Annotated in this window: 24 protein-coding genes and 1 tRNA gene; 20 read left to right on the forward strand and 5 right to left on the reverse strand. The window is 71.2% G+C overall.

Annotated elements, in window-relative coordinates; all coding sequences use genetic code 11:
* Positions 1-122: 122 nt before the first annotated feature.
* Positions 123-878 carry a metallophosphoesterase gene (locus tag ASF38_RS11515; RefSeq protein WP_055965471.1) on the reverse strand — a complete coding sequence of 252 codons (756 nt, stop codon included), beginning with the start codon at positions 876-878 and terminating at the stop codon, positions 123-125.
* Positions 879-940: 62 nt separating this feature from the next.
* Between ASF38_RS11515 and ASF38_RS11520 the strand changes: the two genes are divergently transcribed.
* The 4 genes from ASF38_RS11520 to ASF38_RS11530 all read left to right on the forward strand — a co-directional run bounded on the left by ASF38_RS11520 (position 941) and on the right by ASF38_RS11530 (position 4,855).
* On the forward strand, positions 941-2,170 hold the full coding sequence (locus tag ASF38_RS11520) for a deoxyguanosinetriphosphate triphosphohydrolase (protein ID WP_056576170.1): 1,230 nt from the start codon (positions 941-943) through the stop codon (positions 2,168-2,170).
* Between the two features lie 23 nt (positions 2,171-2,193).
* A complete protein-coding gene (gene dnaG, locus ASF38_RS11525) occupies positions 2,194-4,074 on the forward strand; it encodes a DNA primase (protein WP_055965478.1) in 1,881 nt (626 codons plus the stop codon).
* Positions 4,075-4,186: 112 nt separating this feature from the next.
* The gene (locus ASF38_RS17255; protein WP_082480703.1) at positions 4,187-4,792 is read left to right on the forward strand and encodes a sigma-70 family RNA polymerase sigma factor; all 606 of its coding nucleotides are present in this window, start codon (positions 4,187-4,189) and stop codon (positions 4,790-4,792) included.
* Positions 4,783-4,855 (forward strand) — tRNA-Asn (locus ASF38_RS11530). Before ASF38_RS17255 ends, ASF38_RS11530 begins: the two co-directional genes overlap by 10 nt.
* Before the next feature lie 65 nt (positions 4,856-4,920).
* Here ASF38_RS11530 and ASF38_RS11535 read toward each other — a convergent pair.
* Positions 4,921-5,478: a hypothetical protein gene (locus ASF38_RS11535; RefSeq protein WP_056576171.1), complete on the reverse strand. Its 558-nt coding sequence runs from the start codon at positions 5,476-5,478 to the stop codon at positions 4,921-4,923.
* A gap of 37 nt (positions 5,479-5,515) precedes the next feature.
* Positions 5,516-6,265 carry a PIG-L deacetylase family protein gene (locus ASF38_RS11540; RefSeq protein ID WP_055965481.1) on the reverse strand — a complete coding sequence of 250 codons (750 nt, stop codon included), beginning with the start codon at positions 6,263-6,265 and terminating at the stop codon, positions 5,516-5,518.
* A 35-nt stretch (positions 6,266-6,300) separates the two neighbouring features.
* Here ASF38_RS11540 and ASF38_RS11545 point away from each other — a divergent pair, with 35 nt between their 5' ends.
* A complete protein-coding gene (locus tag ASF38_RS11545) occupies positions 6,301-6,516 on the forward strand; it encodes a DUF4287 domain-containing protein (protein ID WP_056576174.1) in 216 nt (71 codons plus the stop codon).
* 24 nt (positions 6,517-6,540) lie between these two features.
* Here ASF38_RS11545 and ASF38_RS11550 read toward each other — a convergent pair whose 3' ends face one another.
* Positions 6,541-7,218, reverse strand: a complete 678-nt coding sequence (locus ASF38_RS11550) for a GntR family transcriptional regulator (RefSeq protein ID WP_162237352.1) — start codon at positions 7,216-7,218, stop codon at positions 6,541-6,543.
* Positions 7,219-7,426: 208 nt separating this feature from the next.
* Between ASF38_RS11550 and ASF38_RS11555 the strand changes: the two genes are divergently transcribed.
* The 9 genes from ASF38_RS11555 to ASF38_RS11595 all read left to right on the forward strand — a co-directional run bounded on the left by ASF38_RS11555 (position 7,427) and on the right by ASF38_RS11595 (position 17,800).
* Positions 7,427-8,725, forward strand: a complete 1,299-nt coding sequence (locus ASF38_RS11555; protein WP_055965492.1) for a substrate-binding domain-containing protein — start codon at positions 7,427-7,429, stop codon at positions 8,723-8,725.
* Between the two features lie 5 nt (positions 8,726-8,730).
* Entirely contained in the window at positions 8,731-9,675 is a 945-nt protein-coding gene (locus ASF38_RS11560) for an ABC transporter permease (RefSeq protein ID WP_056576179.1), read from the forward strand.
* Positions 9,676-9,685: 10 nt separating this feature from the next.
* Positions 9,686-11,230 carry a sugar ABC transporter ATP-binding protein gene (locus ASF38_RS11565; RefSeq protein WP_055965498.1) on the forward strand — a complete coding sequence of 515 codons (1,545 nt, stop codon included), beginning with the start codon at positions 9,686-9,688 and terminating at the stop codon, positions 11,228-11,230.
* Positions 11,227-12,195, forward strand: coding sequence for an ABC transporter permease (locus ASF38_RS11570; RefSeq protein WP_055965501.1), 969 nt, complete (start codon positions 11,227-11,229; stop codon positions 12,193-12,195). Before ASF38_RS11565 ends, ASF38_RS11570 begins: the two co-directional genes overlap by 4 nt.
* Entirely contained in the window at positions 12,192-13,070 is an 879-nt protein-coding gene (locus ASF38_RS11575; RefSeq protein WP_055965504.1) for a carbon-nitrogen hydrolase family protein, read from the forward strand. Before ASF38_RS11570 ends, ASF38_RS11575 begins: the two co-directional genes overlap by 4 nt.
* 2 nt (positions 13,071-13,072) lie before the next feature.
* Positions 13,073-14,044: a cyclase family protein gene (locus ASF38_RS11580; RefSeq protein WP_056576182.1), complete on the forward strand. Its 972-nt coding sequence runs from the start codon at positions 13,073-13,075 to the stop codon at positions 14,042-14,044.
* A 29-nt stretch (positions 14,045-14,073) separates the two neighbouring features.
* On the forward strand, positions 14,074-14,808 hold the full coding sequence (locus tag ASF38_RS11585; protein WP_200914508.1) for an SDR family NAD(P)-dependent oxidoreductase: 735 nt from the start codon (positions 14,074-14,076) through the stop codon (positions 14,806-14,808).
* A 2-nt stretch (positions 14,809-14,810) separates the two neighbouring features.
* Positions 14,811-16,001 (forward strand): L-2-hydroxyglutarate oxidase, encoded by a 1,191-nt coding sequence (gene lhgO, locus ASF38_RS11590; protein WP_056576188.1) that lies wholly within the window; start codon positions 14,811-14,813, stop codon positions 15,999-16,001.
* A gap of 65 nt (positions 16,002-16,066) precedes the next feature.
* Positions 16,067-17,800: a dihydroxy-acid dehydratase gene (locus tag ASF38_RS11595; RefSeq protein ID WP_055965515.1), complete on the forward strand. Its 1,734-nt coding sequence runs from the start codon at positions 16,067-16,069 to the stop codon at positions 17,798-17,800.
* A gap of 104 nt (positions 17,801-17,904) precedes the next feature.
* On the opposite strand, the gene ASF38_RS11600 is transcribed toward ASF38_RS11595, so the two are convergent.
* Positions 17,905-19,134, reverse strand: coding sequence for a heparan-alpha-glucosaminide N-acetyltransferase domain-containing protein (locus ASF38_RS11600; protein ID WP_056555429.1), 1,230 nt, complete (start codon positions 19,132-19,134; stop codon positions 17,905-17,907).
* 133 nt (positions 19,135-19,267) lie between these two features.
* Here ASF38_RS11600 and ASF38_RS11605 point away from each other — a divergent pair, with 133 nt between their 5' ends.
* The 6 genes from ASF38_RS11605 (at position 19,268) to ASF38_RS11630 (ending at position 22,220) form a co-directional block, all read left to right on the forward strand.
* Positions 19,268-19,600 (forward strand): helix-turn-helix transcriptional regulator, encoded by a 333-nt coding sequence (locus ASF38_RS11605; RefSeq protein ID WP_056555431.1) that lies wholly within the window; start codon positions 19,268-19,270, stop codon positions 19,598-19,600.
* The gene (locus ASF38_RS11610) at positions 19,597-20,292 is read left to right on the forward strand and encodes a cation transporter (protein ID WP_056576191.1); all 696 of its coding nucleotides are present in this window, start codon (positions 19,597-19,599) and stop codon (positions 20,290-20,292) included. Before ASF38_RS11605 ends, ASF38_RS11610 begins: the two co-directional genes overlap by 4 nt.
* 250 nt (positions 20,293-20,542) lie before the next feature.
* On the forward strand, positions 20,543-20,779 hold the full coding sequence (locus ASF38_RS11615; protein ID WP_056576194.1) for a hypothetical protein: 237 nt from the start codon (positions 20,543-20,545) through the stop codon (positions 20,777-20,779).
* Between the two features lie 6 nt (positions 20,780-20,785).
* Positions 20,786-21,262: a hypothetical protein gene (locus ASF38_RS11620; protein ID WP_056576197.1), complete on the forward strand. Its 477-nt coding sequence runs from the start codon at positions 20,786-20,788 to the stop codon at positions 21,260-21,262.
* Positions 21,263-21,264: 2 nt separating this feature from the next.
* A complete protein-coding gene (locus tag ASF38_RS11625) occupies positions 21,265-21,672 on the forward strand; it encodes a hypothetical protein (protein WP_162237353.1) in 408 nt (135 codons plus the stop codon).
* 314 nt (positions 21,673-21,986) lie between these two features.
* Complete coding sequence (locus ASF38_RS11630; RefSeq protein WP_056576203.1) at positions 21,987-22,220, forward strand: hypothetical protein; 234 nt, start codon at positions 21,987-21,989, stop codon at positions 22,218-22,220.
* The last annotated feature ends 585 nt before the right edge of the window (positions 22,221-22,805 follow it).

Genomic DNA, 22,805 nt, shown 5'->3' on the forward strand with positions numbered 1-22,805 from the left:
TCCGGGGCTGGACCAGCGATTCCCATCAGCTGATGGGAATCACGAGCTCACCTCGGTCTTCTGCAACTCAACCTGGCGTGCCCGCCGAGGTGGGTGGGGGAGAACCAGGGTCAGTGCGGGCCTCAGCGTCCGTCGCGGGGGCCGAAGGTGGTGAGGGCCTCGACGTCGCCGGCTGGGCGGAGCAGCGTCTCCTCGGCCCAGGCCGCCACCCCCGACCAGCTCGATCCCGCGACGACGTCGCGCACCAGCTGGTCGTGGTCGAGGGCGGTCCGCCCGAACGTGACCTGCCCGCCCGACAGCACTGCCCAGCTCGCGCCGTCGTGCCCGTACGGGAGCCCGACGCTGCCGGGGTTCACGACCAGGCGACGGTCGACGAGCCGCAGGTACGGCATGTGGGTGTGGCCGCAGACGACCGTGCGGACGTCGTCGGGCAGGTCGACGAGCACCTCGGCCCACCGCTCGAGCCGGCTGTCGACGAGCACGACCTCCTGGTCGTCGCGGGGTGTGGCGTGGCAGAAGCGGACGGGACCGAACCCCTCGATCTCCAGCGTCACCTGCTCCGGCATCGCGTCGAGCAGCTCCTGGTGCGCCGCGGTCATCTGGCCGGCTCCCCACACGGAGAGGGGGTCGTCCGCGAGGCCGACGTCGATGCCGCGCGACATCTGCAGCAGCTCGCGGTCGGCATTGCCGCGCACCAGCAGGACCGCCGCACCGAGGCCCCGGAGCCGGTCGAGCACCTCGGCCGGCTGCGGCCCCCACGTGTGGTCGCCGGTGACGACGACGAGGTCGGCGTCGGCCACGCCCGGCTCGGCGAGCACGGCCTCCAGCGCGGGCAGCACGCCGTGGACGTCGGAGAGCACCGCGACCGTGGAGAGCACAACGACAGCCTGGCACGCCGTGCGCTGCCGCCGTGGCTGCACCACGCGGTAGCGTTCCCGCCGTGGAGAGTCCGTACGGCATCGAGTCGCGGGCGCGGGTCGTCGCGGAGCCGACGAAGCGGGCCGGACGCACCCCGTTCGAGCGCGACCGCGGACGCGTGGTGCACTCCGCGGCGCTGCGCAGGCTCTCGGCCAAGACCCAGGTGATGGGCGCCGGGTTCGACGACTTCGTCCGCAACCGGCTCACCCACACCCTCGAGGTCGCGCAGGTGGCGCGCGAGCTGGGCGCCACGCTCGGCTGCGACCCCGACGTCGTCGACTGCGCGGCCCTCTCGCACGACCTCGGGCACCCGCCGTTCGGTCACAACGGCGAGGTGGCCCTGGACCTGGCCGCTCGCGACGTCGGCGGGTTCGAGGGCAACGCCCAGACGCTGCGCATCCTCAGCCGGCTGGAGGCCAAGACGGTCGACGCCGACGGCCGGAGCGTGGGACTGAACCTCACGCGCGCGACCCTGGCTGCCTGCGTGAAGTACCCGTGGGCGCGCGGGGACGCGCCGGACGGCGGCCCGAAGTTCGGCGTCTACGCCGACGACCGGCCGATCTTCGACTGGCTGCGGCTCGGTGCTCCGGAGGGTCGACGCCCGGTCGAGGCGCAGGTGATGGACCTGGCCGACGACATCGCCTACTCCGTGCACGACGTGGAGGACGCCGTGGTGGGCGGGTGGTTCAGCCTGCTGCCCGGGCGTCTCGACCTGGCGAACGTCTACCACGTGGCGCGCGACTGGTACGACCCCGACGCCGACGACGACCGTCTCGGTGCGGCACTCGAGCGACTGCGCGCGATGCCGGAGTGGCCGCGCGAGGACTTCGACGGGAGCCGTGAGGCGCACGCGGTGCTGAAGAGCCTGACCAGCGGGCTGATCGGCCGGTTCGCGGTGTCCGCGGAGAGAGCGACGGTCGAGCGCTGGGGGCCGGGCCCGCTCACCCGCTACGGCGCCGACCTGGAGGTGCCGGCCGACACCCGCGACGAGATCGTCGTGCTCAAGTCCATCGCGGCGCACTACGTGATGCGGTCGGACGACCGCGCTCGGCAGCTCACCGCCCAGCGCGAAGCGCTCGGTTCGCTCGTCGCGCTGCTGGTGGCCACGGGCGACGAGCACCTGGAGCCGGAGTTCCGCGCCGACCTCCTGCGTGCCGAGGACGACGCGGCGCGCACCAGGGTCGTGATCGACCAGGTGGCCGGCCTGACCGACGTGTCGGCCCGGCTGTGGGCCGACCGGCTCCTCGGTTGACGGCCACGGCCTAGGATCGTCTCGTGGCGGGACTGATCAACGACGAGGACATCCAGCTCGTCCGTGAACGCGCCCGCATCGACGAGGTCGTCGAGCAGTACGTCACGCTGCGCCGGTCGGGCGGGACCATGAAGGGCCTGTGCCCGTTCCACGACGAGAAGACCCCGTCGTTCCACGCCAACCCCGCGCGCGGCACCTTCCACTGCTTCGGCTGCGGCGAGGGCGGCGACGCGATCGCCTTCATCCAGAAGATCGAGGGCCTGAGCTTCGTCGAGTCGATGGAGCGGTTGGCGGCCAAGTACGGCATCCAGCTGCGCTACGAGGAGGGCGAGTCGCGCGGGCCTCGTCGCGACCCCCAGCAGCGTCAGCGGCTCCTCGAGGCCCACCGCCTGGCCGGCGAGTTCTACGCGCAGACCCTCGCCTCGGCCCCCGAGGCGTCGCCGGGGCGCCAGTTCGTGACCGACCGTGGCTTCGACCAGCGCGCGGCCGAGACGTTCGCGATGGGCTGGGCCCCGAGATCGGGCACCGCCCTCATCGCCCACCTCAAGGGCAAGGGCTTCACCGACGACGAGCTGGTGACCGGTGGGCTGGCCCGGCGCTCCAGCCGCGGGCTGTTCGACGCCTTCCAGGGCCGGCTGCTGTGGCCCATCCGCGAGATGACGAGCGAGATCATCGGGTTCGGTGCCCGGCGGATGTTCGAGGACGACTTCATGCAGGGCAAGTACGTGAACACGTCCGAGTCGCCGATCTACAAGAAGAGCCAGGTGCTCTACGGGGTCGACCTCGCACGGCGCCAGATCTCCTCGGAGAGCCGGGCCGTGGTGGTCGAGGGCTACACCGACGTCATGGCCTGCCACGAGGCCGGTGTGCGCACCGCCGTGGCCACCTGTGGCACGGCGTTCGGCGAGGGTCACGCCAAGGTGCTGCGACGCATCCTGCTCGACGACGGTGCGATGCACGGGGAGGTCGTGTTCACCTTCGACGGCGACGAGGCCGGCCAGCGTGCCGCGATGAAGGCCTTCGAGGGCGACCAGCAGTTCGCCGCGCAGACCTACGTCGCGGTGGAGCCGCGGGGGATGGACCCGTGCGACCTGCGCCTGGCCGACGGCGACGCCGGCGTGCGCGCACTCGTCGACGCGCGCATCCCGCTGTACCGGTTCGTGCTCGACAACGTGCTCACCCGGTACGACCTCGACCGCGCCGACCAGCGCGTCGACGCCGTGCGCGAGGCCGTCGGCCTGGCCACGTCCATCCGCGACAAGAGCAAGGTCGAGGAGTTCCTGCGCGAGGTGGCCACGCGCGTCGGCGTCGACGTCGACCAGGTGCGCACGGAGCACCGTCGGTACAAGCCGGCGGTCAAGCCGGAGCGTCGGGTGCCGACGCAGCAGGCCGAGACGCCCGCGCCGGCCCCGCCGCCGCAGCCCTTCGTCAGCTTCGGGGCGCGCCAGTTCGCCGACGAGCGCGAGGCGCTGAAGGCCCTCGCGCAGCACCCTCACCTGGCTCGCGTCCCGGCCGAGAGTCTCGACGACGACGACTTCACGCACCCGGTGGCACAGGAGATCTGGCGCACCATGCAGAAGGTCGGCCTGCCGGAGCAGACCGACCCCACGTTCGTGCCGCGGGTCTCCGACGCGCTGGTCTCCGACGACCTGCGCCGGGTGCTGAGCCTGGCCGCCATGGAGCCGTTGAGCTCCACCGAGGGTTCCACGGCGCGCGTGGTGACCGCGGTCATGGCCCGGCTCCGTCTGCTCACGGTGGGGCGTCTGGTGGAGGACCTGCGGTCCAAGCTGCAGCGCACCGACCCGGCGGAGCAGCCGGACGAATACCGCGAGGTGTTCAGCCAGCTGCTCGCTCGCCAGGGCGAGTTCCGCGAGCTGCGCGACAAGACCTTCGGCGGCGAGTAGCTCCAGCGGCTCGTCCCCAGCCGCGGGTCGGGTCGGGAGTGGTCCCGCACCGCCGTCCACAGTCGCTCTGAGCACCCTGGATCCCTTCGTCTCCGCGCAGCACGGTGGAGCCATGGACCTGGTGCGTCGTCTCCTGCAGGAAGCGCCGCTGGCGCCGGGGGAGGAGCGACGGCTCGCGCTGGCGTCCCGCTCCGGCGACCTCCAGGCGCGCGAAGCGCTGGCGCGTGGCTCGTTGCGCCTGGCGGCGATGCGGGTGCGGGCCCTCGGATTCGGACCGGGCGAGATCGACGACGCCTTCCAGGTCGGCGCGATGGCCCTCCTGGCCGCCGTGGCCCGCTTCGACCCCGACCGCGGGGCCCGCCTTGCGACGTACGCCTGGCCATGGATCACCCGTGCGCTGCAGGAGCACCGCCGGGCCCGCCTCGAGGTGCCGCACGAGGTGGTGCCGGAGCCCGCGTCGGCCGCGTGTGGACCGGAGAGCCCGGCGGTCCTCGACGACCTCGCAGCCCTGACGACGCAGGAGCGCGACGTGCTCCTCCTGCGGTACGCGAGGGCTCCCGACGGGACCTGTCCGACGCCCTGGGCCGACGTGGCGCAGCACCTCGGCATGAGCGTCTCGACGGCACGACGCACGGGGGACCGGGCTGTGTCACGACTGCGCCAGGAGGTTGGTAGAGTATGCGATCGTGCTCCCCAAGTGGGAGCCATTCCCCCGTAGCTCAATTGGCAGAGCATTCGACTGTTAATCGAAGGGTTATTGGTTCGAGTCCAATCGGGGGAGCACGATGAGCCCGGCGTCCCACAGGACGGCGGGCTCTCTGCTTGTCAGGGCAGCGTGGTCGCGGTCTAGCGCCCCAGCAGGGCGTCGAGACCCACCGCGAAGGCGGCGGCCAGCCGCACGTCCACACGGGGGTCGGGGACCGAGACCTCGTAACGGTCACGCACCGACGCCGCGCGCTCGACCGACATCAGCGGTGATCCGGTGGCGTCGTCGACGACGTCGAAGTGGAAGCGCAGGAACGGCACGTCGGTGAAGCGCCGCAGCACGGCCACGAGCTGGCTGCGCTCCTGCCCGGTGCCCGTGAACCCGTCGCCCTCGAGGACGAACGTGGTGCGCATGAGGCTCTGGCCGAAGAGCTTGCGGAACGAGCCGAGCGAGGCGCCCTCGGCGTCGACCACGTCGTAGCCGCCACCGAGATCCATCACGTTGCGCGCGGTGAAGGAGAAGGCGGGCCGGGTGCGCCCCTCGTCGGCGAAGAACGTCACCTTCTCCTTGAGGGCCATGCGCTTCTGCTCGGCGAAGCCGACGGGCGTGCCGTCGGAGGCGACCACCTCGTAGCGGTTGGTGGTCATCGCGAAGCGCTGCGCGACGGTGAACGAGGGCACGTGCTGCACGGAGGTCACGCTCGGAGCCTACGACGGCCCGTGGCGACGACGCGGGTCATTCGCCCCAGGTCATCGAGACGACCTCGAAGGCGGCGCCGTGGGTCACGCCCAGGCGTGAACCGGTGGGGCGCGACATGCCCTCGAGGAACTCGGCGGCGTCGAAGTGCTCCCAGCCCAGCCCGTCGATGTAGGCACGGTGCGCCTCGAGCGAGGCGACGCCACGGTCGAACGTGGCGGTCGTGTCGACGCCGTGCCCGGCGACGGGGGAGCCCGCCACCCAGACCTGACGGACGTCGCCCCACGGCTCGAGCCCGTCGGTCAGCTGCTCGCGGTGGATCCAACGGTTCCCCGCGTCCTGCACGGCGTGGATGGTGGCCCGCCCGACGGCGATGTGGTCGGCCTGGTTGGGCGAGCTGCCGCCCCAGGTGTCGTGGTGGTTGCCGGTGACGACCACGTCGGGACGGTGTCGGCGCACCTGCTCGGCGATGGCGGCGCGCAGGGCGATCGTCGGCTCGACGACGCCGTCGGGGAAGCCGAGGAACTCCACGACGTCGACGCCGACCACGCGCGCGGACTCGATCTGCTCGGCCTCCCGCACCGTGCGGCACTCGTCCGGCGGGAGCGCGTCGATGCCGGCCTCGCCGCTGGTGACCATGCAGTAGACGACGGTCTTGCCCTGGTCCGTCCACCGGGCGACGGCGGCCGCGGCACCGAACTCGACGTCGTCGGGGTGGGCGACCACCACGAGAGCGCGCTCCCAGTCCTCGTCGAGCGGCGTGAGCGGTGCGGGAGCGTCGTCGACCATGGCCTCAGGCTACGTCCGAGGCCTACGCTCGGGCCATGGCTGAGCAGGAGTGGCCCACGAAGGGCCCCGCGTCGTACTTCCCGTCGATCGAGAGGACCTGCGGGAAGTCGATCGACCACTGGATGGGTGTCATCAGCGCGCTGGGCGACGCGAAGCACATGGAGAAGGTGGCGGTGCTGAAGTCCGAGCACGGCCTCGGGCACGGCCACGCGAACGCGCTCGTGGCGTGGCACAAGGAGCACCCCGCCTGACGGACCCGCGGTGTGGGACGTCGCCTACGTGGCCCCGAACCGTCCGAGCACCTCGTCGAACGCGATGCTCTCGTCCTCGCCGAACTCCTGGCCGATGAGCTTGCGGGCCGTGTGCAGCAGGTGCTCACGCATGGAACGCGCGGCGCCGTCGGCGTCGTGGGCCCGCACCAGCCCGAGGATCTCGACGTGCGGCTGGAGGATCTCCTCGATCGACTCCGTCCGGTTGGCGGTCGAGACGCCCGTCCCCAGGACCACGTTGCGCAGGCCGTCGACGAACTCGGCGAGTCGGTCGTTGCCGCTGATGGTGAGCAGAGTGCGATGGAACTGACGGTCCGCCCTCAGGAACGTCTCGGCGTCGTCGGCGTCGCGCGCCTCGCGCATGCGGCCGATGTCGGCCTCGAGCGCCGCGATGTCGGCGTCCGTGGCCGCGAGCGCCGCGGCCCGTGTCGCGGGGACCTCGAGCAGCAGGCGCAACGAGAAGATCTGGCGCAGGTCCTCGGCCGAGGTGTGCAGCACGACGAAGCCCCGGTTGCGCTGCACCCGCACCAGGCCGTCGGCGGCGAGCCGGATCAATGCCTCGCGCACGGGGGTGCGTGAGACCCCGAGGCTGTCGGCGACGGTGTGGACGGCGTGCAGGGTGTCGGGCTCCAGGTCGCCGTTGAGGATCGCGGTGCGCAGGGCCGACGTGGCGCGGTCCGCCATCGATCCCTCGTGGGCCAGCGGCTTCATCCTGCTCCGTTCAGTCGGGCCGTCCGCTGAGGTCGCGGTCGGCCGGGCCTTCGTCCGTGCGCCGATCGTAACGGTCGTGTTTCATTTCGCGATTCTCGTTGACGAGAGCGGCATGTGGCATGTTGTATGTTACACACCAAACAGTGTGCGCTACGTCACGCGCTATCCCGCTAGGAGCACCATGAACCGACTCACGACACGCCTCCCGCGCCCCCGTCGCGGGAAGAAGGTGGCGCTGGCCGCGACCGTCCTCGGGCTGCTCGTCGCCCTGACCGCGTGCGGCGGACTGTCCGCCGACGACGGCGACGACGCAGCAGGGACGGGGGCGTACACCAAGCTCAACACCGGCGGCAAGGAGTCGGCGGCCGACAAGGAGGCGCTCGACGCGCTGCCGGAGTCGGTCCGCGACACGTACGCGGGCTTCTGGCACGCGACCCGCGTCGGCCCCAACCCGTACGCCGACTGGGAGCCGGGCGAGGCGCCCTACAAGTTCTGCTACTCCAGCGCCTACCAGGGCAACTCCTGGCGTCAGGAGGGCCTGACGGTCGCGAAGAACATCGTCGCCCAGCTGGAGAAGAAGGGTGTGGCCAAGGGTGGTCTCACGGTGAGCGACGCCAACAACAACGCGAGCCTCCAGGCCACGCAGATCACCTCGATGGTCCAGAAGGGCTGCGACGTCATCCTGGTCATGCAGCCGCCGACCGTGGGTGTCTGCAAGGCGTTCGACACCGCCCAGAAGGCCGGAACGCTCGTCGTCGTCATGCAGACCGGCACCGACTGCACGAACGTCATCCAGTCCGACTTCGGCGCCTACGACGCCGGCAAGAAGTCGGCCGAGTGGCTGATCGACAAGGTCGGTGACACCAAGGACACGGTCGTCATGTGCGACGGCATCCCCGGCGTCGCCGCGGCCGAGGCTCGCCAGGCCGGAGCGGCCGACGCGTTCGAGAAGGCCGGCCTGAAGGTCGACCACATCACAGGGGAGTGGACCACCTCGACGATCAAGTCGCAGATGCTCAGCTACCTCAGCACGCACCAGGGCAGCATCGCGGGCGTCTGGGACGGCGGCGTGTGCGCGGTCCCGGTCACCCAGGCGTTCCAGCAGGCCGATCGTGACCTGCCGCCGGTCACCGGCTTCGAAGGTGCCTGCTCCTGGCTCGCCAGCTGGAAGCAGACCGGCGCCGACTCCTTCGGCTTCGCCGGTGGTGCCGGCCAGGGCGTGAACGAGGCCTTCCGCGTCTCGTTGCGCATGCTCGCCGGCCAGAAGCCGAAGCACAACACGCTGCTCTACCCGCTCGCGCAGATCGACGGCTCCAACGTCGACCAGTACTACAAGAGCGGCATGAAGCTCAGCAGCGCGTGCAACGCCCAGCCGGTCGACGGCGAGTCGGTGCCCGCGTCGTACTACGACGACCTGTTCACCGGCTCCGGAGAGCCGGAGACGTTCGACGCCGGGCTCGCCGAGCTCCCGGTCAAGTAGGTCCGATGTCCATCACGACCTCACCCGAGGTGACGTCCGCCCCGGTGGCGATGTTCCTGGTCCTGGCGGTCGCCACGCCCGAGGTGCTCTCGCGCTCGGGGATCATGTCGCTGCTCGTGCTGTCGGCCGTGCTCGGGATCGCGGCCGTCGGCCAGACCTGGGCCGTCATGATCGGCGGCATCGACCTGTCCATCCCCGCGACGATCGGCATGGCGAACGTGCTGCTGCCGACGCTGTACGCGAAGGGCTGGGGCTTCGGCCAGATCGTGCTGCTCGTGCTCGTCCTGTCGATCGCCATCGGTCTGGCCAACGGCGTGCTGTCGAGCCTGTTCGGGCTGCACCCACTCGTCGTGAGCCTCGGCGTGGCCTCCATCGTGACCGGCGGCGTGCTCATCTCGGTCGACGGCAACACCGGTGGTGACGTCCCCGGCTTCATCACCTCCTCCGTCTCCCCGAACGGCTCGTTCCTGGGCTTCGGCATCCCCGCGGCCGTCGTCGTGTGGGTGCTCGTCGCCGCCCTCGTGATCGTCGTCGAGCGCCGCACGGTGATCGGGCGGCAGATCTACGCGCTCGGCTCGAACGTCACGGCCGCGCGCCTGGCGCTCGTCCGTCCGATGCTGGTGCGGGTCGTCGTCTACACGGTCGGTGCGGTGTGCGCGAGCACGGCCGGCCTGCTGCTCGGCGGTTTCAGCGGTGGCGCCTCGGTCGACATCGGCGCGCCCTACCTGTTCTCCACCATCACGGCCGTCGTGGTCGGCGGCACCTCGCTGCTCGGCGGCGCCGGCGGCTACGCCCGCACGATCGCGGGTGTCCTCGTGACCACCGGGTTCACCACGCTGCTCATCGGCTTCTCCGTGGGGCCGAACATGCAGCAGGTGATGCTCGGCATCGCGATCCTCGTCCTGATCACCGTCTACGGCCGCGACCGCCACGTCGCGCAGCGTCTGTGAGGACCGACCCATGACTGCACACCCCCTGGTCGAGCTGGCCGGGATCACCCACCGCTACGGCGCGACCGTCGCGCTCGACGGCTGCCACCTGCAGGTCCGGCCGGGCGAGATCCACGGGCTCGTCGGCGAGAACGGCTCCGGCAAGAGCACGGTCGTCAAGCTGTTGAGCGGCATCATGCGCCCGACCGAGGGCCAGGTCCTCGTCGACGGCGAGGCGGTCGGGCTGCGCTCGCCCGCGCAGGCGCAGCGCAACGGCGTCGTCACGGTGTTCCAGGAGACGCTCATCTCCGACGAGTGCTCGGGCCTGGAGAACGTGTTCGCCGGCACCGACGGCCTGTTCCGCCGCGGGCGCTCGCGCTCGGACGAGCTGGCCGCCGCGACCGAGGTCGTGGAGCGGCTGGGAGCATCACCGGCGATCCTCGAGGCGTCGCCCTACAAGCTGTCGCTCGCCGAGCGCCAGGTGCTGACCCTGGTGCGTGCGCTCGTGCGACCGTGGCGCCTGCTCATCCTCGACGAGGCGACCTCGGCGCTCGACCTGGCCACCCGCGACCGCTTGTTCGCGCTGCTGATGGACGAGCGCGAGAACGGCCGCAGCGTGCTGTTCGTGTCGCACCGGATGGACGAGCTCGAGATCCTCATCGACCGGGCGACGGTCCAGCGGTCGGGCCGGACGATCGGGACCGTCGAGCGGGCCGAGGCGACGCCGTCGCGTCTGCTCAGCATGATGGACGGTCGCAGCGAGGCCGAGCACCGCTCGCACACGACGACCGCCCGGGAGCGGGTCGACCGCGGCGTGGCCGCCCGGCTGCGTGCCGTCACGCTCGACACGGGCGCCCGCCCGGTCGACCTGGAGGTGCGCCGCGGGGAGATCCTCGGCGTCGGAGGGCTCGACGGGCACGGCGGCGTCCCGCTGCTGGAGACCCTCGCGGGCGTCCGGTCCGCCGTCGGTGGCGAGGTCGAGGTGGACGGTCCCGACGGACCGGTCACCCCTCAGGGGTATCGCGCCGCCGTGGCGGCAGGTGTGGCCTACGTGCCCGGCAAGCGCCAGGAGGAGGGGCTGTTCCGCACGCTCGACGTCCGCGACAACCTGGCCATGGCGACCTACGGCCGTCGGTCCCGGTTCGGCTTCCTACGGGGAGCGGCCGTCACCGAGCTCGTCGCCTCCTCCATGCGCCGCCTCGGAGTCCACCCGGACGACCCGAGCTACCCGATCACGGGACTCAGTGGCGGCAATGCCCAGAAGGTGCTCGTCGGACGGTGGATCGCCTCCGAGCCCGACCTGCTCGTCCTGAACGACCCGCTCCGCGGCGTCGACATCGGCACGAAGCGCGACTTCTACGCGCTGCTGCGCGAGCTCACCGACGACGGCATGACGGTCGTCATGCTGTCGACCGAGATCGAGGAGCTGCTCACGGCCTGCGACCGCGTCGCCGTGTGCCACGACCAGTCGGTCGAGGCCGTGCTCGAGGCCGACGAACTCACGTACGACGCGGTCCTCTCCGCGATGTTCGGCCAGGAGGCCGGCCTCGCCCTTCCCGGAAGGCAGGACGCATGACCACGGTCGACCTCGGACCGGTGCGCACCGCGCGCCAGGTCCCGTACTTCCTCCCGGCGCTGATCGCCGTCGTCGTGATGGCGGTGGTGACGGTCACCAGGAGCAGCGAGTTCATCGACGGCGGCTGGAAGCTCGTCCTCGTGTACGCCTCGCCCCTCGTGCTGCTGGCCATGGCCCAGACACCGGTGGTGCTGAGCGGCGGCGGTGGCCTCGACCTGTCGGTCGGGCCGGGCGCCGGTCTGGTCAGCGTCGTCCTGGCGGCCGGACTCATCGCGAACGACATCTCGGTCGCCTGGATCGTCATCCTCGCGGCGCTGGTGGTGGGGGCGGCCATCGGGGCGCTCAACGGCACCCTCGTCGCCATCGTGCGCATCCCGCCGATCATCGCGACGCTGGCCACCTACCTGGTGTTCGCCGGCATCGCCACGCAGGTGCTGTCGTCGCCCACCGGCTACCTGCCGGCCTGGATGTCCTGGTTCACCGACGTCGACGGCGTGGTGCCGAACATCCTCTGGGTCATCCTCGGCGTCGGTGGTGCCTGGTGGCTGCTGAGCCGCACGGCCTACTGGCGCAACCTGCGGATGGTCGGGTCCAACGACCGCGCGGCCTACACGGCCGGCGTCCCCGTCACCGCGGTGCGCTTCACCGCCTACGTCCTGACCGGAGCGATGGTCGGCATCTCCGGGCTCGTCCTCACCGCCGTGCTCGGCGGGGCCGACGCGAAGGTGGGGCCGACCTACACCCTGCTCGCCATCGCGGCGGTCGCCCTCGGCGGCATCAGCCTCGCCGGCGGCCGCGGCGGCCTCCTCGGCGCTGCCTGCGGGGCCGCGCTCCTGTTCCTGATCCAGAACTACCTGACCCTCACCGAGGCGTCGTCGTTCGTGCTGCAGGCGGCCTACGGGGTCGTCCTCGTGGTGGCCATCGTCATCAACGGCGCGTGGGACCGAAAGAGGAAGAGCTCATGACCACCACTGCACACACCGTCCGCGTCGCGGCGGGACAGTTCGGCTCCGTCCCGGGCGAGGCCGACAAGAACTCGCGCCGGACGGCCGAGATCATGGCCGAGGCCCGGGAGCAGGGCGTCGAGCTGCTGGTGCTGCCCGAGTGCGGGCTGACCGGGTACGTCTTCGACACCCCGGAGTCCGCCCGAGCCGCGGCGGTCCGGATCGACGGCCCCGAGGTGGCTCGGGTCGCGGAGGCGGCCACGTCGCTCGACCTGCACGTCGTGATCGGCTTCCTGGAGCTCCTGGACGACGTGCTGCACAACACCGCGATGCTGCTCGCACCGGACGGCACGTCGGGCGTCTACCGGAAGACGCACCTGCCCCACCTCGGCGCAGACCGCTTCGTCACGCCGGGCGACAACGAGCCGGTCCTCGTCGAGACGCGGCTGGGTGTCGTGGGACTGAGCATCTGCTACGACCTGCGCTTCCCGGAGTGGGCGCGCTGCCTCGCCCTCGGGGGTGCGGACATCATCGCCAACCCGACGAACTGGCCGGCACCCGCCGAGCGGGTCGCGGAGCTGTTCACGCGGGTCCGGGCGGCCGAGAACCACGTGTTCGTCATCGCCGCCAACCGCGGCGACCAGGAGCAGGGTGCCCAGTTCATCGGCCGCAGCCAGGTGATCGACCCGACCGGTACCGTCTTGGCCTCGGTCGAGCGCGAGGACGGACTCATCGTGGCCGACATCCAGCCGAGCCTGGCCAGGACCAAGGACGTGCGCCTGCCCGAGGTGAACTTCGCGATCTCCCTGTTCGGCGACCGCCGCCCCCAGCTCTACGGAGCCCTCAGCACGACCCCCGAGAACAGCCGGGACGCCGGCGCAGACGAGAGGAACTGACCATGTGTGGAGTCAACTTCGTGGACGAGGGAACGGCGCAGAAGATCGCCGCGGCGTCGGCGACCTTCCGCCAGATCACCGAGAGCCCGTTCGGTCCGGACGACGAGATCGGCATGCTCAACCTGATCACCCCCGACATGGCACGGTCGGTCGTCTCACGCGCGGACGCCGGGCACACGCTCGACCTGAGCGTCGACTACTTCCTCGGCATGCCGTCGTTCACCGCGGCCGGCCAGCCGCCGTACCAGATCTGGATGACGAACACCCCGCGCGGCACCGCCAACGACGACGCGACCGGCTTCGGCGAGCAGAACCAGCTCGTCGGGTACTCCGGTGACGCCGTCTCGATGTACACGCACTGCGGGACGCACATCGACACGCTCAACCACTTCGGCTACGGCCGCAAGATCTGGAACAACTTCGACGCCGACGAGTGGCTCGGCGCCCGGCACTGGATGTGCGCCGGCGCCGACAAGCAGCCGCCGATCATCACACGCGGGGTGCTGCTCGACGTCGCGGCGCTGCACGGCGTCGACGTCCTGCCGCAGAGCTACGGCATCGGGTCGAAGGACCTCCAGGACGCCGCCCGTCGTCAGGGTGTCGAGGTCCGGCCCGGGGACGCGGTGCTCATCCGCTCCGGCCAGATGACGCTGTGGGACGACCCGCAGGCGTACATCACGAACGAGTCCGGGGTCGACCGAGACGGCGCGGAGTGGCTCGCGAGGTCGGGCGCCGCGCTCGTCGCGTCGGACAACCTGTCGTTCGAGCAGATCCCCTCCGCCGAGGAGGGCAACTGGCTGCCCGTCCACACCTACCTCTTCGCCGAGGCGGGGGTCCCGATCATGGAGGTCGTGGACATGGAGGGCCTCTCGCAGGAGCAGCTGTACGAGTTCTGCTTCATCGGGGCCGGCATCAAGCTGCGTGGCGCGACGGCGGCTCCCATGCGTCCGCTCGCCATGCCCCTGCGCGACTGATGCCGGGCCTTCCGTCCGGTGCCCCCTCGGTGATCATCACCGGGGCCGGCATCGGGATCGGTGCCGCCTGCGCCGCCGCGTTCGCTCGTGCCGGGTACCGCACCGTGCTCACCGACGTGCTGGACGCGGGGGAGTCGGTCGCTGCCTCGTTGCGCGAGGAGGGCCACGACGCGGTCTTCCACCGGCTCGACGTCACGAGCACGGACCAGGTGCGGGCGGTCGTCGAGGAGTCGCAGGGCGACGGCTTCGACGCCGTCGTCGCCAATGCAGGGATCGCGCGACGACGAGCGTTCGTGGACCTCGAGGACGCCGAGTGGGAGAACGTGCTGGACGTCGACCTGCAGGGTGAGATGCGAGTCTTCCGTGCTGCCGCGCCCGCCATGGTCCGACGCGGTGGAGGGTCGCTGGTCGCGCTCTCCTCGGTCAGCGGCTCGACCTACGGGTGGGGCGAGCACGCGCACTACTCCGCAGCCAAGGCCGGAGTCCTCGGGCTCGCGCGCGCCCTGGCGGTCGAGCTCGGTCCGCACGGGGTGCGCGCCAACGCGGTGGCACCGGGCTTCATCCGCACGGCCCAGTCCCTCGACGACGAGCACTCGATGGGGGCCGCTGCACTCGACGCATCCGCCTCGGCCGTGCCGCTCGGACGGGTGGGGGATCCTGCCGAGGTCGCGGACGTGGTGCTCTTCCTCGCCTCCGAGGCGTCCCGCTACGTCACGGGCCAGGTGCTCGTCGTCGACGGCGGCCTGACGGTCCGGCAGGGGTAGGGATGCCACGTCACGAGGTCGTGGTGGTCGGGGCGGGCATCGTGGGCCTCGCGACCGCGCACCGTCTGGCCGGGCGCGGTCACCGCGTGACCGTCGTCGACAAGGAGCCGACGCTCGCCGCCCACCAGACCGGGCGCAACTCCGGCGTCGTGCACTCCGGGCTCTACTACCGCCCGGGGTCGTTGAAGGCGCGGCTCGGCACGGCGGGCGCCGCGTCCATGGTCGAGTTCGCGTCGCGGCACGGCATCTCGGTCGACCGGTGCGGCAAGCTCGTCGTCGCCACGGACGGAGCACAGCTGCCGGCCCTGGACGAGCTGGTGCGCCGCGGCGTCGCCAACGGCGTCCCGTGCCGTCGGGTCGACGCCGACGAGGCGCACGAGCTGGAGCCGTACGTCAGCGCGCTGGCGGCGGTGCGGGTCGAGAGCACCGCGGTCGTCGACTACGTGGGCGTCTGCGTGGTGCTGGCCGACCTGGTCGGACGGGCCGGCGGCGACGTCCTGCTCGGCCGGGAGGTGCTGTCGGTCGAGGACGACGGTCGCGGCCTGCGCATCGGGACGAGCGGGGGCGAGCTGCGGGCGGACCGTCTCGTGAACTGCGCCGGACTGCACAGCGACCGCGTCGCACGCCTCGCGGGTGTGGACCCGCAGGTGCGCATCGTCCCGTTCCGCGGTGAGTACTTCGAGCTCGCACCACACGCTCGACACCTCGTCAACGGGCTCGTGTACCCGGTCCCGGACCCGGACCTGCCGTTCCTCGGCGTCCACCTCACCCGGATGTTCGACGGCTCGGTGCACGCCGGGCCCAACGCCGTGCTGGCCGGGGCCCGCGAGGGCTACGACTGGCGCACCGTGCGCGTGCGCGACCTCGCCGACGCTGCGCGCTGGCCCGGCACGTGGCGGCTGGCCCGACGGTGGTGGCGCACCGGTGTGGACGAGGTCCTGAGGTCGCTGTCCCAGCGGCGCTTCCTCGAGAGCCTGCGCGAGCTCGTGCCGTCGCTGCAGTCCGGGGACCTCGTGCCCAGCGAGGCGGGTGTCCGCGCCCAGGCCGTGGACCGTTCCGGCGCGATGGTCGACGACTTCCTGCTGCGTCGAGCACCCCGGCAGCTGCACGTGCTCAACGCGCCGTCGCCGGCCGCGACGGCGGCCCTGGAGATCGGCGACCACGTCGCCCGCGAGCTCGAGGCCGTGCGGTGAGGCTCGACGCCATGCCCTGGAGCCAGTCCGCCGGCGACCATCCAGACCCTGCAGTGAGGACCACGATGCACGACGACACCCCGACCGGGCTCCGCTCGAACCTGACCAGCTACGGCGACCCGGAGTTCGCCCTGTTCCTGCGCAAGGCCTTCATCAAGGGCGCGGGGTACGGCGACGACGCGCTCGACCGACCGGTCATCGGCATCGTCGACACGGAGAGCGGCTTCAACCCGTGCCACGGCAACGTCCCCCAGCTGATCACCGCCATCGAGCGAGGCGTCATGCTGGCCGGTGGCCTGCCGATCAGCTTCCCGACGATCTCGGTGCACGAGAGCTTCGCCCACCCCACGAGCATGCTCCTGCGGAACCTCATGTCGATGGACACCGAGGAGATGCTCAAGGCGCTGCCCGTGGATGCCGTGGTCCTGATCGGCGGGTGCGACAAGACGGTGCCGGCCCAGCTCATGGGCGCGGCCTCGGCCGGCAAGCCCGCGATCCAGCTGGTGACGGGCTCGATGCTCACCGGCAGCCACCGCGGACGGACGGTCGGGGCGTGCACCGACTGCCGCTTCTTCTGGGGGCGCTACCGCGCGGACGAGATCGACGCCGACGAGATCGCCGAGGTCAACGGCCGGCTCGTCGGCAGCGTCGGCACGTGCTCGGTGGCCGGCACCGCCAGCACCATGGCCGCCGTCAGCGAGGCCATGGGGATCGCGCTGCCGGGATCGGCCTCCCCGCCGGCCGTGACGGCCGACCGGATGCGGATCGCCGAGGCCACGGGGACCCGTGCGGTCGGCCTCGCCCGGGAGCGCCTGACGATCGACCAGATCCTCACGCCGGCCGCGTTCGACAACGCCTTCCGGGTGCTGCTCGCCCTCGGCGGCTCGACGAACGCGCTCGTCCACCTCGCCGCGGTCGCCGGCCGCCGTGGCTACGCGCTCGACCTGGAGGCGTTCGACCGGATGGGCCGCGAGACGCCCGTGCTGGTCGACCTCAAGCCGTCGGGGTCGCACTACATGGAGGACCTGCACCGTGCCGGTGGTGTGCAGCGACTCATGCTCGAGATCCGCGACCAGCTCGACCTGGAAGCCCTGACGGTGACGGGTCGCACGCTCGGCGAGGAGCTCGCCGACGCCCCGGCTCCGTTCCCGCAGGAGGTGGTCCGTCCTCTGGCGGACCCCGTGCACCGGGGCGGCAGCATCGCCGTGCTGCGCGGCAACCTGGCGCCCGCAGGAGCCATCATCAAGCAGTCCGCGGCGTCCCCGGCCCTGCTCGAGCACCGGGGGAGGGCGGTCGTGTTCGAGGACGCGGCCGACCTGGCCGAGCGCATCGACCGCGACGACCTCGACGTCGAGGCGGACGACGTGCTGGTCCTGCGCAACATCGGTCCCGTCGGGTACCCCGGCATGCCCGAGGCCGGCTACATCCCGATCCCGCGCAAGCTCGCCCGGGCCGGTGTGAAGGACGTGGTGCGCATCAGCGACGGCCGCATGTCCGGCACGGCCGCCGGCACGATCGTCCTGCACGCCTCGCCCGAGGCGGCGGTCGGGGGACCGCTGGCCCTCGTGCGCACCGGAGACACGATCGCCCTGTCGGTCAGCGGTCGCTCCCTCGAGCTGGAGGTGGGGGAGGAGGAGCTGGTCGCCCGTGCCGCCGAGGTGGCCGACCGCGTGCGTGACGTTCCGCAGCGGGGCTACGCGAAGCTCTACGTCGACGAGGTCACCCAGGCCGAGGAGGGCTGCGACTTCCGCTTCCTGCAGGGCACCGAGGTCGTGGGCAGCGTCCCGCGTCGTCGCTGAGGTCCACCCGCGACCAAGACGGCCTCGCCGGGTGTTGGTGCACCACGGCGAGGCCTTGACCTGAAGTCCTCTAGATAGGGAGGAGCAACAGGCCCACGACGACTTTACCGCGACGCGTCGGCGTCTTCCGGCGCGGGAGTCGCGCCCGGTCCGGGCGGGAGGGCGCTCACCCTGGCGACGAGGCGTTCGAGGGGTCCGCGGCCGACGAGCGCCACCCAGCCGGTCGCGATCACGACCATCGCGAGCGACGTCCAGCCCCACAAGGTGTTGGTGGGGTCGTCGTAGCCGCCGAACGGGCCGCCGGCGAGGCCCACCGCCAGGAGCAGGTGCCCCGTGTACGCGGTCAGCGGCATCGAGCCCAGCGCTGCGAGCGGGAGCAGCAGCAGCCGCAGCGGTCGCGCGAGGAGCAGGCTGAGCCCGGTGACGGCCACGGCGAAGCCGCCGGACCCGACGATCTCGGGCGCCCCGCCCGTGTGAGGCTTGTACTGCATCGCCGTGCTCCACACGCGCTCGATCTCGTCGGACTCCCGCAGACGGGTGAGGTAGCCGGGCTCGTTCGTCGCGTTGCCGTCCTCGTCGGTGTAGTCCGGTCCGAAGAGGTAGGCGACGGGCTCGTCCCGGTCCGACCCGATGAGGTGGCCGGCCCCGTACCCGAACGCGGCGAGCACGATCCCGCCGAGCAGCAGCGCGGCGCCGGTGCGGACGTCGGTGAGCTGCAGCCGTCCGATCGCCATCCCGGCGAGGAGCATGGCAAGCCAGGCCGTGACGGGGTACAGCCCGAAGAGCGTCAGGTTGAGCCCTGGACCGTAGGCGTCGAGGCTCAGGGCGTGCAGCAGGGCCACCACGAAGGGGCCGAGGACGGCCAGTGACGCCGACACGACCCAGAGTCGACGTGTGGTCCAGTGCAGCACGAGGGTGGAGAGGACGAACAGGATCCCGTACAGCGGGAGGATGACGGCCACGCCGGTGTTCAGCAGCTCGATCACCAAGCCGATCGCCAGCACCGCCAGGCCGCGGCGCACGAGGGTCACCTGCAGACGGTGGTCGTCCCGACGCACCCTGCCGCGGCTGATGAGCGTGATGGAGACGCCGGCGAGCATCGCGAACAGCAGCGACGAGCGACCGTCGACGAGGCCGTCCCAGGTCGACGGGTCCGACCAGGTGACGTCGTCGGGGGTGTCGCCGAGGTGGGCTCCGACCATCCCGAGCACGGCGAGTCCCCGCGCCACGTCGATCCCGAGGAGCCGCGGCGGGCGCCCGAACGCCCGCAGTCGCTGCACCGGACCCACACGCCGGCGTGACGTCGTGCTCTCGTCGACCACGGTCGTCGTCACCTCACTGCCTCGTCCCTGACACGCCTGGGCAGAGCATGCACCACCAAGGTGCGACGAAGGCGCAGGCACGACCGGGCCCGCAGCGTCGGGCCGGACCTTCTCATACGTCAGCAACCGCTGTACTGTTCAGCGCATGCTGACGCTCGAGAGCCAGGTCGACGTGATGGCGCGGCTCGGTCGCGCCCTGGCCGATCCGACCCGTGGCCGCATCCTCCTCGCGCTGGCTGAGAGTCCTCGGTACCCGGCCGCCCTCGCCGGCGACCTCGGCCTCACGCGCTCCAACGTCTCCAACCATCTCGCGTGCCTTCGTGGGTGCGGCCTCGTCGTCGCCACGCCGCAGGGTCGCCACATGCGCTACGAGCTCGCCGACGTGCGTCTGCGCGACGTGCTGGCGCTGGTCTTCGAGCTCGAGCTCGTCGTCGAGTGCGCCGACGACTGCACGCCTGACGCAGGACCTGTCGCGTGAGCGTCTCCGTCGATCTCCTCGCGCCGGGGCGGCGAGCCGTCCTCGTCCGGAGGGTGCAGGTTCTCGTCGCGTGCACCATCGCCTACAACGTGGTCGAGGCCGTCGTCGCGCTGGTGTCCGGAGCCGCCGCCTCCTCGATCGCCCTCGTCGGCTTCGGCCTCGACTCCGTCGTGGAGGTGGCCTCGGCGGTCGCCGTCGCCTGGCAGTTCTCGGCGAGGACGGACGCCTCGCGCGAGGCACGGGAGCGTCGGGCGCTGCGGGTCATCGCCATCTCGTTCTTCGCCCTGGCGACCTTGGTCACGGTCGGTGCCGTGAGCGCTCTCCTCGGCGCCTCGGAGCCGCAGCACTCCACCGCGGGGATCGTGCTTGCCGCCCTCAGCCTCGCCATCATGCCGGCGCTCTCCTGGGCCCAACGGCGGACGGGACGCGAGCTCGGCTCGCTCAGCGCCGTCGCCGACTCCCATCAGACGCTCTTGTGCACGTATCTGTCCGGCGTCCTCCTGGTCGGGCTCGTCCTCAACAGCGTCTGGGGGCTCGGGTGGGCAGACTCCGTCGCAGCCCTGGTGATCGCGGCCGTCGCCGTAAAGGAAGGGCGCGAGGCGTGGCGCGGGGACTCGTGCTGCAGCCCCGTCCCGGCGCTGGGCGTCGCCCCGTCGGCAGACCGTGGGTGCCACGACGGGTGCTGCGTCTAGGTGACCCGCGAGCGCGTCCACAGCGCGTCGGCGTCTCGCCCGGCGCGGTCACCTGTCGGGCCCCACGACCCGTTCAGCCGCCTCGAACAGGCTGCTGCAGGTGGTCTCCGCCTCGGCGAGCAGCATGTGACGGGCCCGGTCGGGCGTGATCTCGTGTCGCGCTAGCGCGCCGGCGCAGTCAATGTGCCAAGCGGACCGTGGTGTCACCGCTGGCCACTACCGTTCACCTGGACCCACGAAAGGACCGAACATGACCCTCACCGGAAGCGATCGAGCCGTCCTCGACGCCACCATGCGCCTCGCTGGTGGTGGGTCGGCTGATGCCATCCAGGCCTCCGCCGTGGCTACCGAGACCGGGCTCGACCCGACAGGTATCGCCGCATCCGCCCGGCGCCTTGAGAGCCTCGGACTCATCAGCACGCTCTCGAGCGCGCAGGCGCTCCTACGCTTGCGCCTCACCCAAGCCGGCATCGACATGGGGAGCTGACCAGACGTGACCAAACCGCTGCCGGACACCTGGTACTCACGCGAGTTACCCGTGCTGCGGTACATCGTGAGCCAGTCCGAGTCCGAGCGCCCGCGGATCTCCGCGGGATGGATGTCGATGGAAGTGCGAGCAGCTGACGGCAGCAACTTCGGCATCGACGGAGTCGTCCGGGCCCTCCGAGCTCTTGAACGAGACTCGCTCATCCAGATGCAGTGGTTCGAGAACTCTCCCAATTCACCCACCGTAGGAGTGATGGACTCGTACGTCATCGACTTCTCTGCCGAGGCGTATCGAATCGTTGGCCAGTGGCCAAACCCCGAGTCCGCGGCTGACCGGATGATCGCCGCCCTCGAGCAGATCGCCGAAGACGGCACCGAAGACGAGAAGACCCGCGCGCAGAAGATCCTGGCGGCCTTCGCCGGGGCCGGCCAACAGATTGCCGTCGGAGTTGCCACGGCAATGATCACAGGGCGGACGGGGTGAGCGTGGACGCAGCAACCCTCGGCGTCTTCGTGACCGCAGCCCTTGGAGTCCTCGCCCTCACACGCGCGCCCGACCCGAGACTGACCCGTCTCGACGTCGAAACGCAGATCCTCGAGCGCCTCGCCCCCGACAGTGAAGCGGCCGCCGCGATGCGCAACGTTGTCGACGAGCACACCGGACAGCTACGCGACGACGTTCACCTGCGCCGCGACTGGCGGGGCGCAGGTGTCTTCGGAGGGGGTTACTTCGTGCTCGCCATGGTGGGTCTCGGGACGATCGATCGCACCGAATCGGTGTGGTGGCAGGTCGCAGGGATCCTCACCCTCGCCGCCGCACTCGTCTCCATGGGTCTGGCCCTCCGCCAGGCCGACCGCCGCCCCCGCAACCGAGACGGAAGCCCACGAGACTGACCGGGCAGCGCTGACCTGCAGCGCTCCTATCATCAGAGCATGTCCGAGACTGCGGCCGCACTCACGGGCTCCCTGATCGGCGCTGGCCTTGCCGGGGCGCTGATCGTCCAAGCGATAAGAAATCGGGACGAACGGACGACCCGCCTCGCCACGCTGGCGGCGCAGCTGAGCGCCGGCGCTAGGCGTCCCGTATTGCTGACGGCCGTTAGCAGAAGCCACGTTTCCCTAGGTCAGACACATGCCGGGGGATTGGTCCTCCCTTGCTCCGGTCATTCTGAATCCCTCCTGCCGAGCGCGCGGCATAGGGTCTGGTCATGCTTCGAGCCGAGGATGGGTACTGGGACCGGCGCATCGACATGTTCGCGGACCCGGTCTTCTGGCTCTTCGCAGTACCTCTAGCCGTTCTGTGGGGACTATGGGACAGGCACGCGGCGAAGAAGCGAGGCCGGCCCCTGACGCTCGCCGAGCACTGGGGTCAATTCCTCGTGGTGTTCCTGGTCCTCGTGTCCGGTGCGGGTGTGGTGTTCGTGGTGCTCGAGATGACCTGACGCAGGCCCAGTCACGGGGCAGCCCATTCGTGGGTCCTGCCGCGAGGGGGGCTCTCCATAGGTCCGCGCCTGTCCATGGGGTCCGAGGATCGCGGGGGTCGTCCATGGGGTCCGTTTCCGCTGAAGGATCGCAACACCTCGGGCACTACGACCGGGATCAGGGGCCGCTGTCGGGCACCCAGCTCGAGCCGGTCGAAAATCGTCCGTAACGCCGCGGCCACCATCTGACGGTGCGCTTCGGTCCGACTGATGCGCCGCTCCTCGATGCAGGCGGCAACAACGAGCTTCGAGATCGCGCCGCCCGATCCACCCAGTCACCCAGCGCCGTGGAATCAGCGACCGTGACCGGGTCGTCCGCAATGTTCGTCCTCAACCGCTGTAGAGGAGCGTGGGAGTCTTTCATGGCAGAGGTGAGAGCTTCGGCCGCTGTCTGCGGCGCGTCGAGCGCGGCGTCCGCCGCCACGACGCGCCTCACGCGCGTCCTTCACCTGAGGCACGTTTCCGCCATGCAGCAGACACGCGCCACCACCGACCACGATCCGAGCACACCGCCGACGGGTGCCCTTCGCGGCCGCGGTGCACTGC

It is taken from the genome of Aeromicrobium sp. Leaf272 (assembly GCF_001422865.1).
Lineage (GTDB): Bacteria > Actinomycetota > Actinomycetes > Propionibacteriales > Nocardioidaceae > Aeromicrobium.

Coding starts and splice junctions, on each gene's coding strand:
- ASF38_RS17255 (WP_082480703.1), top strand. CDS start 4,187: ATGGACCTGGTGCGTCGTCTCCTGCAGGAAGCGCCGCTGGCGCCGGGG.
- lhgO (WP_056576188.1), top strand. CDS start 14,811: ATGCCACGTCACGAGGTCGTGGTGGTCGGGGCGGGCATCGTGGGCCTC.
- ASF38_RS11565 (WP_055965498.1), top strand. CDS start 9,686: ATGACTGCACACCCCCTGGTCGAGCTGGCCGGGATCACCCACCGCTAC.
- ASF38_RS11555 (WP_055965492.1), top strand. CDS start 7,427: ATGAACCGACTCACGACACGCCTCCCGCGCCCCCGTCGCGGGAAGAAG.
- ASF38_RS11615 (WP_056576194.1), top strand. CDS start 20,543: ATGACCCTCACCGGAAGCGATCGAGCCGTCCTCGACGCCACCATGCGC.
- ASF38_RS11595 (WP_055965515.1), top strand. CDS start 16,067: ATGCACGACGACACCCCGACCGGGCTCCGCTCGAACCTGACCAGCTAC.
- ASF38_RS11560 (WP_056576179.1), top strand. CDS start 8,731: ATGTCCATCACGACCTCACCCGAGGTGACGTCCGCCCCGGTGGCGATG.
- ASF38_RS11540 (WP_055965481.1), bottom strand. CDS start 6,265: ATGGTCGACGACGCTCCCGCACCGCTCACGCCGCTCGACGAGGACTGG.
- ASF38_RS11605 (WP_056555431.1), top strand. CDS start 19,268: ATGCTGACGCTCGAGAGCCAGGTCGACGTGATGGCGCGGCTCGGTCGC.
- ASF38_RS11580 (WP_056576182.1), top strand. CDS start 13,073: ATGTGTGGAGTCAACTTCGTGGACGAGGGAACGGCGCAGAAGATCGCC.
- ASF38_RS11545 (WP_056576174.1), top strand. CDS start 6,301: ATGGCTGAGCAGGAGTGGCCCACGAAGGGCCCCGCGTCGTACTTCCCG.
- ASF38_RS11550 (WP_162237352.1), bottom strand. CDS start 7,218: ATGGCGGACCGCGCCACGTCGGCCCTGCGCACCGCGATCCTCAACGGC.
- ASF38_RS11575 (WP_055965504.1), top strand. CDS start 12,192: ATGACCACCACTGCACACACCGTCCGCGTCGCGGCGGGACAGTTCGGC.
- ASF38_RS11570 (WP_055965501.1), top strand. CDS start 11,227: ATGACCACGGTCGACCTCGGACCGGTGCGCACCGCGCGCCAGGTCCCG.
- ASF38_RS11630 (WP_056576203.1), top strand. CDS start 21,987: ATGCTTCGAGCCGAGGATGGGTACTGGGACCGGCGCATCGACATGTTC.